Source organism: Chlorobium sp. KB01 (assembly GCF_001975465.1).
In the GTDB taxonomy this organism is placed as follows: domain Bacteria; phylum Bacteroidota; class Chlorobiia; order Chlorobiales; family Chlorobiaceae; genus Chlorobium.
The window spans coordinates 1-14,736 of record NZ_MPJE01000114.1; the positions used below are offsets into that span (position 1 = coordinate 1).

Here is a 14,736-nt window from a genome sequence, read left to right on the forward strand (position 1 = left end):
AAAAAGTTTTGTGTACTCACAACATCAACCAACCCGAACGAGCATGAAAAAAATAGCAATGATGGTCGGTCTTGCAGCGGCCCTCGGATTCAGTAACGCCGAGGCTGTTGACCTGACATGGAAAGGCGATCTGCGTTACCGTTATCAGTCCGATCTTCGCCACACCGATGGCGCTACCGGAGAACACAGTCGCGACCGCCACCGCAGCCGTGTCCGTCTTGGCGTCTATCCGTGGATCAATGAAGAGCTTTCCGGCGGCATTCAACTCTCGACCGGAAGTCTTACGGAAACAACATCCCGAAACGAGACCCTTGATGATCAGTTTCTTGCCGATCCGGTCTACCTGAACGAATACTTCATCGACTACCATCCGATGGCTTACGGCATTAATGGAGCAGCCAATATCATTCTCGGTAAACGGGCTGTTGCCAGTGATCTGGTCGTGGTCAACGATCTGGTATGGGACAGCGATCTTACCTTTGAAGGGTTAACGCTCCAGTATGGCAAGGAGAGTGACGGCAAGGAGAAGGATGGCCTGACGGCAGTTGTCGGCTACTTCCCGCTTAACGAGCGTTCATCCAGAACGGCGGTCAATGAAAAGGATGCCTTTATTCTGGCTGGCCAGGCTGCATATAAAGGTGAGATCAGCGAGGTGAGTTATCAAGTAGGAGCCGGTTACTACAACTATGCGAATTTCAATGTAGTCAACACAACCACCTACTCTCCGGCATACGACTATTCCGAAAAGGATTTCAATATAGCCGAGCTGTTCGGTACCGTCGGCGGCCAGATCACGGAAAAGCTGCCGTGGAAGATTACCGGTCAGTATGCCCGCAATATGGCAAAAAAAGCTGATGCCTCCGGGATCGATGATGCAAAGCGGGACAGTTACCTTGCCGAGATCAAGATCGGTGATGCCAAACAGGTCGGGCAGTGGTCAGTCAATGCCGACTATATCAGAATCGAGCGCGATGCCCTTACGATTCTGACCGATTCAGACCGGAATGCCGGAGCGGCAACCAATCTGCACGGCTATAAAATCGGCGGTGTCTTCCATCTCGTGCAGAACCTGACGGTTGGAGCCAACTACTTCAATTTCAAGACGATTGATGTAGCCAACATTACCAATCATCTGCTCATGGCCGATGTTGTCGTCAAGTTCTAAACCGTGTGTGTGTTGTGTTCTTTCTGTTGTGTGTTATGATTGTGTCCCCCTGCTCTCCAACAGGGGGGCTTTTATAGCCGGCAAACGAGAGCGCCAAAACAGATAACGTTTTCTACTCTTAATTTCAAATACCATCAAAACCATGAAACTCTTCAGAAAACTTCTTTTAACCGCAGCCGTATTTGGTTTGACAACGTCAGGCAGCGCATATGCCGCAGGCAAAATTGTTATTGATGGTTCGACCACGGTTGGACCGATCGCCAAGGCATTTGCCGGCTACTATACCAAAACCACCGGTATACAGGTTGTGGTGAGCGAATCCGGTTCAGGCAACGGGGCAAAAAGCCTGATCAACAAAACCTGTGACATCGCAACCATGTCAAGGGAGATGAAAGACAAGGAGATTGCCGCAGCAAAAGCCAAAGGTGTCAACCCGGTTGAACATGTTATTGCCCTTGACGGTCTGTCGATTGTCGTTCATCCGAGCAACCGCGTCAATGCGCTCTCAAAAGCACAGATCCGCGGAATCTACATGGGCAAATACACCAACTGGAACCAGGTTGGCGGACCTAATGCCGCAATCGTCATTATCCAGCGTGAATCAAACAGCGGTACGGCTGACTCGTTCAAGGAGCTGGTGATGGGCAAGGAGAACCCGATCTCCAAGAGAGCAGAAACCCAGTCGAGCAACGGTTCAATCAAGAGCCGTGTTGCTTCCACTCCGGCGGCAATCAGTTATATCGGAATGGGTTTTGTAGACAGTTCGGTAAAAGCAGTGCTGGTTGACGGTGTTGATGCCGATGTCCGCACGGTTAAAAACGGCACCTACCCGATTCACCGCCCGCTCTTCATGTACACCAACGGTCAGCCGACCGGCGCTGTCAAGCAGTTCATCGACCTGGCCAAAACCGAAGAGGGTAAACGCCTTATCAGCGAATCAGGGTTTGTTAACCTCCATTGAGCCGTTTCAAAACGTTCTGCTCGAATAATAATCATTTAATCAAAAGAAGCTGTTCCTGCCCGGAACGGCTTCTTTTGATTCCTGAGGGTCAATAAACGAGTAAAGATTGCTGCGGCCGTTTCGTTTACCTTGTATTGCTTTATGCAACAATTTAATGCAAAGATGGTGAAACCATTTTCATTCTGTCCGGTATGCAGTAAAACGCTGGAATGGTCCATGATCAATGGACGTGAACGGAAGTTTTGCCTGTCATGTTCATGGGTGCATTATATCAATCCTGTTCCGGCAGCATTAGCTTATGTTGTCAACAGCAATGACGAACTTCTTATAGTCCGGCGAGCCCATGAACCCGCGAGTAATGAATGGGCTCTTCCGGGTGGGTTTCTTGAAGCCGGAGAGGAAGCTCATGAAGGATGTCTGCGGGAGCTTAAGGAAGAGACTTCACTTTCCGGAAAGATTGACCGGCTGATCGGTGTCTATCAACGTGAAGTGGAAAAGTATGGTTCGCTGCTTGTCATTGCCTACAGGGTAGTTGTTGAAGATGAGCGTATATTTCTGAACCATGAGCTCCTGGAAGGAGCCTTTTATCCTTATCATCTCCGGCCTGAGGTGCGTATCCCCCTGCACCGCCAGATCATTCATGACGCAGCATTACTCGAATTAGTATCATGAATCAGGTGTTACTCTTTTTCCCCTTCAAACTTGTAGCCTATTCCCCGCAGTGTCTTGATCAGATTGCCCTTTTCTCCAAGCTTTTCTCTGAGCCTTGTAATATGGGTATCAATAGTTCTCGTGTTTATGTTTCTGTCTACATCCCACACATCGCTGAGCAGCGTCTCTCGTGATTGTGGCTCACCCTTTCTTTTGAGCAGCGCAACGAGAAGTTTGAACTCCATGAGAGTCAGTTCCAGTTCACGTTGATCCGAAGTAACTCTGTGCCGTGAAAGGTCAATAACTATACCATCACCATTCAGGATTTCCTGCATTTTAGCAGACTTTCTTCTACCCCTTTTAAGCACCGCCCGTATTCGAAGGTTCAGTTCACGGGGGCTGAACGGTTTGACAACATAGTCATCAATACCGAGTTCAAACCCGAGGATTCTGTCGATCTCTTCCCCTTTTGCTGTCAGCATGATGATTGGAATATCTTTGTATATCTGATGCTGTTTGATTTTCTGACAGAGTTCAAATCCGTTCATGCCTGGAAGCATGATATCGAGCAGAATAAGATCAAAACATTTTCGGGAAAGCTGCTCAAAAGCGTTTTCTCCACTTTCAGAAATATTGCATGCATATCCAGCCCGTTCGAGGTTGAACTCCAGGAGCTTTGAGAGATTCCGGTCGTCTTCAACAACAAGAAGCAATGGATTCGGCATGGTGTTTGTTTTAATATTTAAAGTCGCGGCATTTTTATGCAGAACGGGGCGTTTTAAGCTCACAGAATTTTCATCAAAACAAACAGGGGGTATACCTGAATTGATTTCATGGTTAATGCGCTTGATGATTGAGCGCTAAAATTATGGTGTTGAGGAATTATTTTTTGTAACACGGTATTTCCGGAAAGTCTTCTCAATTGTGCATCTCTCCGTGATATCAGAAGATCGTAAACTTTTCTCATTAAGCAGAGTGCGCCTGTTCTCTGCCTGGAATAGTTTACAGTTCCTCAACCATTTCGTAATAATTCCGTAACATTTACGGCGTAATTTTAACTTAAAAAGAGATTTGCCTTGTTACTCACTTCCGACAATTCATGCGGCTTGTGGATTGGTCAAGTGCGATCCATGTTGTCATGTGAAGTGCTCATAATCTTGTTGCACTCCCGTAACACCTCCCCAATACGATGGAGCGTACCTTGAAAGAAACTGAGGTTGTAAAGCCGAGGTTGTAATCAATAACCCGGAAGTAACGGGGCTTCGCTGAGTCGTTATCCGAAAATATATACAGATGGTAAACGGTAAAGTTAAATGGTTCGATGTCCGAAAAGGATTTGGCTTTATTCTCAATCCGAATGGAGGAGAGGATATTTTTGTTCACTTCTCGAACATTGTTTCTGAAGAGAAATTCAGGTTTTTAAATCAGGATGCTGACGTGGATTTTGCACTTGAAGCGAGAGGCAACAGGCTTCAGGCTTTGAATGTCCGTGAAAAGCAGGGATACAGTTACCAATTCCAGGGCTTTGGAGCCCTGGAAGGTAGGTGGGGGGAGTTTTTGTATCAAGAAAAGTGTTCACAGTATGTATCGGCGATGTATAAGACTGTTTTCCGACTTATACTGATGATGACGAATTGGACTCTCAGCCTGATTGCTCATGATGCAAAGCAGGATGGGCCCATCAGATCTTTCTTGCCCTGCTTAATTTGACGTTTTATTCCTTGAGGATCGGCTTAAAAAAAGAGTCTGACTGTTTATTGCCGGTATTTCGCTCTCAATCATTGAGTAGGTTCCCTCAGGGTTCATTATCCAGGCCTTGACATTGTCGCTTATGATAAGGTCAAGGTCCGATTTCACCCTGCTGATGCAGGCGTTATCAAAAACCGGAAAGAGTGTTTCAATCCGCTCGTCGAGGTTTCTTGGCATGATATCAGCGCTGCCGAGATAGAGTTCCGGATCTCCGCCATTATGGAAGTAGTAAGCTCTGCTGTGCTCAAGAAATCTCCCGATAACACTGATGACCCTGATATTTTCACTCACATCAGGTATTCCGGGTTTAAGGCAGCAGACGCCCCTTACGATCAGTTCGATTTTTACCCCTTTTCGTGATGCTTTATAGAGTGCCCTGATGGTTTTGGCGTCCACAAGTGCATTCATTTTCATGATGATACGGCCATTCTCTGATTTTTGGCTCCATGCTGATTCCCTTTCAATCATTTCGATAACTCTCTTTCTCGTATTGATCGGAGATACCAGCAGTTTTAAGTACCCGGTATGTTTTGAATATCCGGTCAGAGCATTGAACAGTTCAGCCACGTCGTTGGCAAGCGCTTCATTGGTGGTAAAGAGGCTGTAATCGGTATAGATTTTACCCGTAGCCGGATTATAATTGCCTGTACCGAGATGCAGATAGTGTTTCAGTTTTTGCTGATCCCGGCGCACAATCATGGTGAGTTTTGCGTGGATTTTAAGGCCCGGCAGACCATAACAGACATGAACGCCGACATCTTCGAGAGCCCGTGCCCATACAATGTTGTTCTCTTCGTCGAATCTTGCCTTGAGTTCTACGAGCACCGCCACCTGTTTGCCAGCCTCAGCGGCCCTCATCAGGGCCTTGACGACAGGAGAGTTGCTTCCTACACGGTAAAGAGTCTGCTTGATTGACAGGACATCAGGATCAGCCGCAGCCTTCGAGATTAAATCGACTACAGGCTGAAAGGAGTCGTATGGATGGTAAAGCAAGTGATCTTTTGTACTTATTGCGCGGAAAATATTCTGGCCGTACTCTTCTTCAATAGGGTTGTTTGGTACAAAGGGATCATCTTTCAGTTCAGGACGATCTATTTTCAGAAGATCGAGAAGTGCCCCCATACCAAGCACACCGTCAATTTCATAGACGTTTCTTTGGGTTACATCAAGATTTTTCATAAGCAGCTTTCTTATCCCGAGCGGCATGTCCGGTGTGATGTCAAGACGGACGACCTTTCCGTAGCGTCGTGACAGAATCCCCTGCTCGATGGTTTCGAGGAGATCTCCGGCTTCATCCTCCTCGATTTCGATATCAGCATTTCTGATCACTCTGAACAGATGGGACTTGATGATCCTCATCTTCGGAAACAGTTCGCCGAGATTATTTTCAATGAGATCCTCCAGCCAGATGAACTGTATGACGGAACAGTTATGATCACTACCGGGAAATCCCTCGATATTATTGAGTAGGATCAGACGGGGCAAAATGCTTGGAACTTTTACTCTCGCAAATTTCCGGGCGAGGGTGCTCTCATCTTCGAGCTCAATGGCAAGATTAAGTGAGAGGTTCGACATAAAGGGGAATGGATGGCCTGTATCGAAGGCCAAAGGGGTCAATACAGGGAAGATCTCCCTGTGGAAATATGCCCTGAGTGATTTTTTCTGTGTATTCGGGAGTTCCGAAAAACGGAGGATCTCTATGCCTTCACGCTGCATGGCCGGCATGAGATCATTATGTAAACAGTCATTTCTGAGCTTGAGTTGCTGAATCACCATCCTGCGAATCTTCTCAAGCTGCTCGGCAGGAGTATACCCATCAACGGTCCGCTCCTGAACACCGGCATCATACTGGTCTTCGATGCCTGCAACCCGGATCATGAAATATTCATCAAGATTTGAACTGAAGATTGAGATGAATTTCACCCGTTCCAGAAGGGGGTGGAGTTCAGGTCGGAGAGCCTCCTCCAGTACCCTCTGGTTGAAATAGATCCAGCTCAGCTCTCTGTTGATATAATATCCGGGATCGAAAAAATCCGGAAGGGCGGCTTTGGTTTCGTTCTCTGCGGTCAGCATAACTATTGAGGTAATATTAACCGGTGCTTATTTACTTGATTAATCCGGGAGGGTGCATCATTTTTCAGTTCTGCGATCTGTATGATTTTTTTGGCAATATCGGTATTGTCGTAAAAGCCTCTGAAGCGTTCTGCACCCTTTCCTATAGCAAAAACCTGCACCGGAACAGCTGTATGAGCGTTGCTCGACCATCCGATTCCTGCTCTCACATTCAGCAATCCGGTTACAGCCGATGTAAAGCTGTCCGTTGATTCCGGTTTTATGGTTGTTGTGTATGCCTCTTCAAGGGTTCTGTAGTTCGCTGGAGTGAGGGCAAGCGTCGAGTCCGCATCCTTCATGCTGATGCCGTAATAGGTATTTACACTGTCGATTGCCATTGGAAAGGTAACGGTGCCACTTTTTTTCCATGATGAAACTTTTTCCGAGAAGCGTTGGTGCGAGATTTTCTGCCGGCGCAGCAGGCTGAGGCGGGTGTCGTAACCATTTGTTCTGTTGCCGAGCGAGAGGCCGCCACATTCATGATCGGCGGTAACAATAATAAGGGTTTCCTTCGGGTGACGACGGTAAAATGCGAGTGCTTCTGCAATTGCATTATCAAAAGCCTTTACATCGTGAGCTGCAGCGGCAGCATCATTGGCATGGCATGCCCAGTCGATTTTTCCTCCCTCAACCATCATGAAAAAACCGTGAGGGTTATCAAGCAGCCGAATGCCCTCCCTCGTAAATTCTTCAAGGCCAATGTTTTCCGGGTTCCGGTCCATGGCATAATCCATGGCGGCTTTTGCATCATATCCGGTGTATGCCCAGCATCGGGTTCCCGGCTTCACCTTCTGCAGTTCATTGCGGTTATGCGTGATGAGATACTTTGCCGATCGCATGAGTATGGCAATATCGCCCTTGAAGGCAGGAGCTTTTTGACGGTTTTCCGGCAGATTACCTTCGGCATACCCGCCGCCAAAATAGTCAAACCCGCTCGATGCCATCTGCACGGCAATATCATAACTGTTGCTGCGGGAGGGTGTGTGGGCATAAAAGCAGGCAGGCGTTGCATCATTAATGCCTACGCTTGACACAATTCCTGTTTTCATGCCCTTCGCTTTAGCCATTTCAGCTATGGTCACAAGCGTATCAAGGTGGTTGCCGGCCATGGAAATGGTCCCGACAGTCGTTTTCCTTCCGGTAGCAAGCGCGGTGCTTGCAGCTCCGGAATCGGTGATATAACGGTTTTCGGCATGTGTTGTAGCCATCCCCAAAACCGGAAAAGAGGTCATTTGAAGCGCGTGACCATTTTCAAGCACTGCGTCAGCGAGTTTAATCTGTGCAGCTCCCATTCCATCTCCGATAAAGAGAAACAGATAGCGGGGTGGAGCTGTTGAAGAGGGCTTGAGTGCGGGAGCACCGATTATTACCTGCGAAAAGAGAGAGAGTGATACCATCAGGGATACCAACGGCAACAAATTCAGCGTTGCCGATAAATAGTGCGATCTACCTGATGGTTTGTTCATAAGATCAGAACGGGTTTGATATTTCGTTAATCAGCCAGGAGCGATGTATGCCCTTTCAGTGAAGCTGTTATGGCAGCAGAACTGCGCATGAAATGACTGTTGTCCAGAGTCCGTTTTCACCTTCTGCCGCCTGGGTGATATTGTAGGAGTTGATGATCTTGCCGCTCATTTTATAGATACCTTCGCGTTCGTCCCAGTCCTTGTTGGGGTCAAACTCGATACCAAGGGTTGTGGCAAGCATGGTTGCGGCAAGATCTTCAGCATATTCTCCGGACTGTTCGGCAGATTCTCCGAAAGGATGGTGTTCCGAGAGGTAGCCGTATTGTGCGTCATCGGCAGGAATGGCTACCCCGACTGAAGAAGCGATAAGCCGGTTGTACTCATTGGTAGAGTTTCGGGCCATGACGGCAAAGGTGATCTGGCCGGGAGAGAGCAGTTTCAGACCCTCTTCAACGCTGATGCGCTCACAGTGAGGGGGGAAAATACTTGAAACGGTGACCAGATTGCATTTTTCGATTTTGGCTTCTCTCAGGGCAAGCTCGAATGAAGAGAGATACTCCTTATGACGTCCAACACCTTTGGTGAAAAAAACTTTTTTTGGAACAAATGACACGGTCGTATCTCCCGATAAAATTTTTGTTAAAAGATATTCCCTGTGTAAACCCGGGCGGTTTCATGCAAACGTATCGCACTCTCCGGTTTTGTGAGCCGGGAGAAGACGAGTCAGGGTCAAGGTGAATCGAAAGGTAGTAAACCCGCTACAACAGAATTGTTAACACTGTGTTAAATCTTCCCGTGATCTCCGAAAAACCATTTTTCCCGGTGATCACACAAGCGGTTATAGGGGCAGGCGTTTCTTTGAGGAGATGTGACAGGAAAATGTGCCCGATCCTTGCTCATTTTCGAGATGATGGTGAAGCTGCTGCAGCAATTGGTCAATTTCATTGAGCAGACTGCGGTGATTGAAGGCGAGATTGACAAGAAACAGAGGGAATGAAATAGGATCTTTTCTCAGTTTTTTGAGAACATTGCCCATTGCTTCTGCCATGACCGGGAAGTTGAGCATCGCATGTACAGGGCCGTTTTTTTGCGCTTTTTCTGAATCAGGATGGTCGTAATCGCAGCTGAAATTAAAATCTTCCTGATCATTCCACTCTATGATGATTTTAAAGGGTTTAACGCTGCTCATTGCACTCCTTGTTTCAGGGAATAAAAGAGAATTGCTGCTCCTTTGTAAATAAGCATTAATGGATTTGCAATCCAGACCAGCTGTGTTACGGTATTGTAAAAATTTAAAGCACTTTTTGAGTGGATGAGGTTTTTAACTGGTGCTCAGCGTGCACAGCATAGCCTGTAAATCTTTGAGCGAGGCAGGAGGTTACAATAATGCAGAGCGCTCTCCATGTTCTGAACTGACGCTCCCCGATGCAAATGCTTTCAGCAGCAACGGCAACTATTACCTTCTTTTAGTGGTATATTTATGACACACACCATAAACCCGCATTATGAAAATAGGAATATTATGTCATCCCACTTATGGCGGCAGCGGTGCAATTGCCGCCGAGCTGGGCAAGGCGCTTGCCGCAAGGGGGCACACGATCCATTTTTTCAGTCAGTCGCTCCCGTTCAGGCTCGGTACCTTTTCAAAGAACATCTTCTACCACGAGGTAGAGCTGATGCACTACCCGCTTTTTGAATGCTCGTTCTACTCGATGGCTCTTGCTTCGAAAATTGCCCAGGTTGCCCGGTTTGAGCATCTGGATGTGGTGCATGCCCATTATGCCATTCCCCATGCCATGAGCGCAATGCTGGCCCGCCAGATGCTTGAGGACAAGTGCTGCGGTTCGAACTGTTTCAAGATTGCAACCACGCTTCACGGTACCGATATCACGGTTGTTGGAGCTGATAGCGGGATGCAGGATGTTGTGCGTCTGGCCATCAACAAGTCCGACGGGGTGACGGCCGTATCGGGCTATCTGAGAGATGAGACGGTCAGGATGTTCAATCCGAAACGGGAGGTGACGGTTATTTCGAATTTTGTTGATACCTCATATTTTTTTCGCTCTCCCAGGGGGGAGCTCCGTGAACAGCTTGGTATCGGCGATGAGAAGATTGTTATTCATATCTCCAATTTCAGGCCGGTAAAGTGCATCGGTGATATCATCCGGATTTTTTATGGAGTGAGCCGTCAGATCAAGGCAACACTGCTGCTTGTCGGTGACGGACCCGAGCGGAGCGGAGCCGAGGAGCTTGCACGGCAATTGGGGATTAACGACCGGGTGCGCTTTCTCGGTAAACTGGATGACATTGTACCGCTGCTCTCCATGGCTGATCTCATGCTGATGCCGAGCAATGCCGAATCATTCGGTCTTGCTGCCCTTGAAGCGATGGCCTGTGGGGTTCCGGTTGTGGCTTCCATGGCTGGCGGTTTTCCGGAGTTTATTGTGCCGGGAGAGCACGGGTATCTGCTTCCGCCCGGAGATATTGATGCTATGACGGAAAAATCACTGCTCCTGCTTACTGACAGCAATCACTGGCTTGCGTGTTCCGAAGCCTGTGTTCGGCAGGCAAAGAGGTATGAAACTGCCCGGCTTGTTGAGCAATATGAGCAGTATTACAGGAGTCTGATCGAGGAGACTCCGCTATAAATTTGTTCGGCGACTTGATTGCTTCGTTAGGCGGAGATCAAAATCCTCATGCAGTGCGTGTACATTCCGTTTTTTGGGCTCCGGCAGCCTTGTTCTCAAATTGTTTATGAAGATTAATCGAGCAAAGTAAAAAGCCCCGACGAGTCGAGGCTTTTTGCTTTAGAGTCTTTTTTTATCAGTAACGTTTGGTCGAGAGCAGGACGGTACGGTACTTTTCAAGGTTTTCAAGCACCTCGCCGGTACCTCTTGCCACTGCGGTCAGCGGGTCTTCGCTGATATGGACGGCAAGTTTGGTCTCTTCGTTGATTTTTTTGTCCAACCCCTTGATGAGTGCGCCGCCGCCGGCAAGAAAGAGGCCGCGATCGAGAATGTCGGCCGAGAGTTCAGGTTTGGTGACCTCAAGGCTTTTCTTGATCGAGGTGATGATCTGGTTGATCGGCGTAGCGATAGCCTCCCTGATTGTCGATGAGTTGACCTCGCGCTCTTCGGGCAGTGCGGTGACAAGGTTTCTGCCTCTGACATTCATCGTCAGCTCCTTTTCAAGTTTATAGGCAGAGGCAATCTTGATTTTGACATCCTCGGCGGTGCGTTCGCCGATGGCCAGGTTATATGCCTTGCGGAAGTGCCGGACAATCGAGTTAGTGATATCGGTACCGGCTACCCGAAGTGATTCGCCGGATGCGATGCCTCCGAGTGATATAACCGCGATTTCCGTTGTACCGCCACCGATATCAACAATCATGTTGCCCATAGGCTCCTTGACGTCAAGACCGATGCCGATTGCCGCAGCCATAGGCTCGGCAACCAGATAGACCTCTTTTGCTCCGACATGTTCTGCCGAGTCGCGTACGGCTCTTTTTTCAACTTCGGTGATGCCTGAGGGTATGCCGATGACCATGCGGCGGATGCCGAAGGAGAACTGGCTCTTTGTTTTATTGATCAATCCCTTGATCAGCTCTTCCGTGGCCTCATAGTCTGCGATTACGCCATTGGCAAGCGGACGGATGGTGACAATGCCGGGATGGGTTTTCTCGTGCATGAGAAGGGCTTCCTGCCCGATGGCGACAACCTTTCCTGTATTGCGTTCACGGGCAACAATTGAGGGCTCGTTTAAAACAACTCCTTTATCGCGAATAAAAATCAGTGTATTTGCTGTTCCGAGATCAATGGCGATATCTCTGAACAGACTGCTGAAAAAGCTCATGTTATCATAGTTCTGAAAGTGGGATCTTCGTGGCTTGGATGAACGTTTGTACGTGCTCTCGTCCAAGGTTTCAACTGAACTCTTAAGGTAGTTAATGGAACTTTTTTTTCAAATCAAAAGAGCCTCTTAACGGTGCTTTTTTTCGTGATTTTTTACTGGGAGTCCCTTTCTGATGCAGGGTTTCTATAAATACGGTTATTGAGTACATTATGATGTTGAAATTCTTGTGATCCTGAAAACCATAAATTCCCGAGAAGTGCTGCCCATATATCGTTTTGCTGAAGAGCGTCCAGCCCTGAAAAAACAGTTGACCCGCAGTGTTGCGTTTGACCCTGCAGTTCAGTCTGCTGTTGATGAGATTTTGCAGCATGTTCTTCACCATGGTGACAGTGCCGTGCTTGACTATACCGAACAGTTCCAGGGTGTACGGCTTTCTGAGATGAAAGTTTCTCCCGATGCCATAGAGGAGGCATACCGGCAGGCAGATCCCGGATTTGTTGCCGTCCTCAGGGAGGCATACAGCAACATTCTGCGCTTTCATGAGCATGAGGTGGAGAAAAGTTTTTTTTATGAGAGTGAGGGAGGTGTTCTTCTCGGCCAGCGGGTGACGGCCATGCAAAAGGCCCTGCTCTACGTACCTGGCGGTAAAGCCTCCTACCCCTCATCGCTGCTCATGAATGCAGCCCCGGCAAAGGTTGCCGGAGTGAAGGAGATTTTTATGACAACACCCTGTGACCCGTCGGGAGCGGTGAGTTCGCATATTCTTGCTGCCGCTGCTGTGGCGGGTATTGATTCGGTCTACAAGCTTGGCGGGGCCCAGGCTGTAGCGGCGTTTGCCTATGGCACCGAAACGGTTCCGAAAGTTGATATCATTACCGGTCCGGGTAATAAATATGTGGCGCTGGCAAAAAAACAGGTGTTCGGTCATGTTGCCATCGACAGTATTGCCGGCCCCTCCGAAGTGGTTATCATTGCTGACGAATCAGCGAATCCGGAATTCATTGTGCTTGACCTGTTTGCACAGGCGGAGCATGATCCCGATGCTTCAGCGGTACTGATTACTCCCTCTGAAGCGCTCGCCGAGGCAGTTCAGAGATGCGCGGAGGAGCGCCTCTCCTCAATGCTTCGCAAGGATATTATTGCTTCCGCCCTCAAGGAGAACGGTGCCATTGTAGTTGTTGACTCGCTTGAAGAGGCCTGCACGGTATCGGACATGATTGCCCCGGAGCATCTGGAGCTGCATGTGGAGCATCCATGGGATATTCTTCCACTGATTCATCATGCCGGTGCGATATTTATGGGGGGGTACTCCTGTGAAACCATCGGAGACTACTACGCCGGGCCGAACCATACCCTTCCTACCAACGGCACAGCACGCTTTTTCTCTCCCCTGTCGGTGCGCGATTTCATCAAGCATACCTCAATTATTGCCTACTCAAAGCAGCAGCTGCTGGGGTGCGGAGAGAAAATTGCCGCATTTGCCGATCATGAGGGGTTGCAGGCACATGCAGAGGCGGTCCGGGCAAGATTGAGGACGTTATGAGAGCCTCTGACTTCGATTACGACCTGCCCGAAGAGAAGATCGCCTGTTACCCGCCAGAGGAGCGCGGTTCAACCCGTATGCTTGTTGTTGATCGGGCTTCGGGCGCGCTCAGGCATGCATGGTATGCCGCTCTGGATGAATTTCTCGAACCCGGAGACCTCCTGGTGCTGAACAACACAAAGGTTGTACGGGCTCGCCTGCATGCCGTTAAGCAGACTGGCGCAAAAATAGAGCTGATGCTGCTTGAAAAACATCAGACCGATCAGGACCGGGTGCTTTACCGGGGGAAGCTGAAAAAAGGAGATACGCTTGTTGCTCATGACGAGGAACTGCTGGTTTCGGATATTGTCGATGATGGAATTGCCCGAATCGAGTTTCGGGGGGGTAGCCAGAGAGGATCAATCCGGGATTTTTTTGAGCGTTTCGGCGCAGTACCCATTCCGCCCTATCTCAAACGGGACGCTGAAGAGGTTGACCGGGAACGATATCAGACAGTCTTTGCAGAACTTCCCGGCTCGGTTGCCGCTCCGACTGCCTCCCTGAATATGACGCCGGAGCTGCTTGAGAATATTCGATTGAAGGGTGTTGATGTCGTCACTGTTACGCTGCATGTGGGTCTCGGCACCTTTCTTCCCATCAGGGTGGAATCGCTCAGGGAGCATGTCATGCATCGGGAGTACTACTCGATTTCTGCAGAGACCGTTGAGAAAATCCGGAAGGTGAAAGAGGCCGGTGGCAGGATTGTAGCGGTTGGAACGACGGTGACCAGAGCGCTTGAACATGCCGCCGGGCGTATTGTCAGATCGTCATGCCGGGCAGGTGATGCTCCGATTACCGGAGAGGCTGATATGTTTATTTATCCGGGTTACAGTTTTCAGGTTATCGATGCACTGTTGACCAATTTTCATGCACCCCGTTCTACCGTTCTGATGCTTACGGCGGCATTTGCAGGTGCCGGGCATCTTAAAAGGGCCTACCAGTCAGCGCTCGAAGAGGGCTATTTTTTTCTCAGTTACGGGGACAGCATGCTGATTATTTAAGATTTTATTTTTCTGAAAGGCGCTGTTTTCCCGCTCGCGCATTAAGAAACGAGCTTAATCGGCTCTTCCGGCTAAGGAATTTCGGTGTTCAGTGCGCCGGGGCGTGACGGTTATTTTGTTTTTACATGGCTTGTATGGTATTTTAATCTCTAAGGGTCAATTCCCCGAAGCTCTGCTTCGTAAAAGAATATCAAATT

At 48.7% G+C, this 14,736-nt stretch carries 13 protein-coding genes; 7 read left to right on the top strand and 6 right to left on the bottom strand.

Annotated features, from left to right (window positions below; all coding sequences use genetic code 11):
• Nucleotides 1–43 precede the first annotated feature (43 nt).
• The 3 genes from BOO20_RS11745 to BOO20_RS11755 all read left to right on the top strand — a co-directional run bounded on the left by BOO20_RS11745 (nt 44) and on the right by BOO20_RS11755 (nt 2,798).
• Nucleotides 44–1,165, top strand: coding sequence for a putative porin (locus BOO20_RS11745; protein WP_076791492.1), 1,122 nt, complete (start codon nt 44–46; stop codon nt 1,163–1,165).
• Between the two features lie 142 nt (nt 1,166–1,307).
• Entirely contained in the window at nt 1,308–2,126 is an 819-nt protein-coding gene (locus BOO20_RS11750; RefSeq protein WP_076791493.1) for a PstS family phosphate ABC transporter substrate-binding protein, read from the top strand.
• A 165-nt stretch (nt 2,127–2,291) separates the two neighbouring features.
• A complete protein-coding gene (locus tag BOO20_RS11755) occupies nt 2,292–2,798 on the top strand; it encodes an NUDIX hydrolase (protein ID WP_076792899.1) in 507 nt (168 codons plus the stop codon).
• An 8-nt stretch (nt 2,799–2,806) separates the two neighbouring features.
• On the opposite strand, the gene BOO20_RS11760 is transcribed toward BOO20_RS11755, so the two are convergent.
• Complete coding sequence (locus BOO20_RS11760) at nt 2,807–3,502, bottom strand: response regulator transcription factor (RefSeq protein WP_076792887.1); 696 nt, start codon at nt 3,500–3,502, stop codon at nt 2,807–2,809.
• 568 nt (nt 3,503–4,070) lie between these two features.
• Between BOO20_RS11760 and BOO20_RS13425 the strand changes: the two genes are divergently transcribed.
• On the top strand, nt 4,071–4,487 hold the full coding sequence (locus BOO20_RS13425) for a cold shock domain-containing protein (protein ID WP_368665437.1): 417 nt from the start codon (nt 4,071–4,073) through the stop codon (nt 4,485–4,487).
• On the opposite strand, the gene ppk1 is transcribed toward BOO20_RS13425, so the two are convergent.
• The 4 genes from ppk1 to BOO20_RS11785 form a co-directional block, all read right to left on the bottom strand.
• On the bottom strand, nt 4,479–6,599 hold the full coding sequence (gene ppk1 / locus BOO20_RS11770; protein WP_076792888.1) for a polyphosphate kinase 1: 2,121 nt from the start codon (nt 6,597–6,599) through the stop codon (nt 4,479–4,481). The genes BOO20_RS13425 and ppk1 overlap by 9 nt on opposite strands.
• Nucleotides 6,600–6,601: 2 nt before the next feature.
• The gene (locus tag BOO20_RS11775; RefSeq protein ID WP_076792890.1) at nt 6,602–8,104 is read right to left on the bottom strand and encodes an alkaline phosphatase; all 1,503 of its coding nucleotides are present in this window, start codon (nt 8,102–8,104) and stop codon (nt 6,602–6,604) included.
• A gap of 67 nt (nt 8,105–8,171) precedes the next feature.
• Nucleotides 8,172–8,717, bottom strand: a complete 546-nt coding sequence (locus BOO20_RS11780) for a pyruvoyl-dependent arginine decarboxylase (protein WP_006366428.1) — start codon at nt 8,715–8,717, stop codon at nt 8,172–8,174.
• A gap of 225 nt (nt 8,718–8,942) precedes the next feature.
• Nucleotides 8,943–9,293 carry a hypothetical protein gene (locus BOO20_RS11785; protein ID WP_076792891.1) on the bottom strand — a complete coding sequence of 117 codons (351 nt, stop codon included), beginning with the start codon at nt 9,291–9,293 and terminating at the stop codon, nt 8,943–8,945.
• 316 nt (nt 9,294–9,609) lie between these two features.
• Here BOO20_RS11785 and bshA point away from each other — a divergent pair, with 316 nt between their 5' ends.
• Nucleotides 9,610–10,752, top strand: coding sequence for an N-acetyl-alpha-D-glucosaminyl L-malate synthase BshA (gene bshA / locus BOO20_RS11790; protein ID WP_076792893.1), 1,143 nt, complete (start codon nt 9,610–9,612; stop codon nt 10,750–10,752).
• A 175-nt stretch (nt 10,753–10,927) separates the two neighbouring features.
• On the opposite strand, the gene BOO20_RS11795 is transcribed toward bshA, so the two are convergent.
• Nucleotides 10,928–11,956: a rod shape-determining protein gene (locus BOO20_RS11795; protein WP_040433371.1), complete on the bottom strand. Its 1,029-nt coding sequence runs from the start codon at nt 11,954–11,956 to the stop codon at nt 10,928–10,930.
• Between the two features lie 256 nt (nt 11,957–12,212).
• Between BOO20_RS11795 and hisD the strand changes: the two genes are divergently transcribed.
• Both hisD and queA read left to right on the top strand, forming a co-directional pair.
• Complete coding sequence (gene hisD, locus BOO20_RS11800) at nt 12,213–13,499, top strand: histidinol dehydrogenase (RefSeq protein WP_076792895.1); 1,287 nt, start codon at nt 12,213–12,215, stop codon at nt 13,497–13,499.
• Entirely contained in the window at nt 13,496–14,539 is a 1,044-nt protein-coding gene (gene queA / locus BOO20_RS11805) for a tRNA preQ1(34) S-adenosylmethionine ribosyltransferase-isomerase QueA (protein WP_076792897.1), read from the top strand. The genes hisD and queA overlap by 4 nt, the downstream gene beginning before the upstream one ends.
• The last annotated feature ends 197 nt before the right edge of the window (nt 14,540–14,736 follow it).

Coding starts and splice junctions, on each gene's coding strand:
- BOO20_RS11760 (WP_076792887.1), bottom strand. CDS start 3,502: ATGCCGAATCCATTGCTTCTTGTTGTTGAAGACGACCGGAATCTCTCA.
- BOO20_RS11775 (WP_076792890.1), bottom strand. CDS start 8,104: ATGAACAAACCATCAGGTAGATCGCACTATTTATCGGCAACGCTGAAT.
- bshA (WP_076792893.1), top strand. CDS start 9,610: ATGAAAATAGGAATATTATGTCATCCCACTTATGGCGGCAGCGGTGCA.
- queA (WP_076792897.1), top strand. CDS start 13,496: ATGAGAGCCTCTGACTTCGATTACGACCTGCCCGAAGAGAAGATCGCC.
- BOO20_RS11745 (WP_076791492.1), top strand. CDS start 44: ATGAAAAAAATAGCAATGATGGTCGGTCTTGCAGCGGCCCTCGGATTC.
- BOO20_RS11795 (WP_040433371.1), bottom strand. CDS start 11,956: ATGAGCTTTTTCAGCAGTCTGTTCAGAGATATCGCCATTGATCTCGGA.
- BOO20_RS11785 (WP_076792891.1), bottom strand. CDS start 9,293: ATGAGCAGCGTTAAACCCTTTAAAATCATCATAGAGTGGAATGATCAG.
- ppk1 (WP_076792888.1), bottom strand. CDS start 6,599: ATGCTGACCGCAGAGAACGAAACCAAAGCCGCCCTTCCGGATTTTTTC.
- BOO20_RS13425 (WP_368665437.1), top strand. CDS start 4,071: ATGGTAAACGGTAAAGTTAAATGGTTCGATGTCCGAAAAGGATTTGGC.
- BOO20_RS11750 (WP_076791493.1), top strand. CDS start 1,308: ATGAAACTCTTCAGAAAACTTCTTTTAACCGCAGCCGTATTTGGTTTG.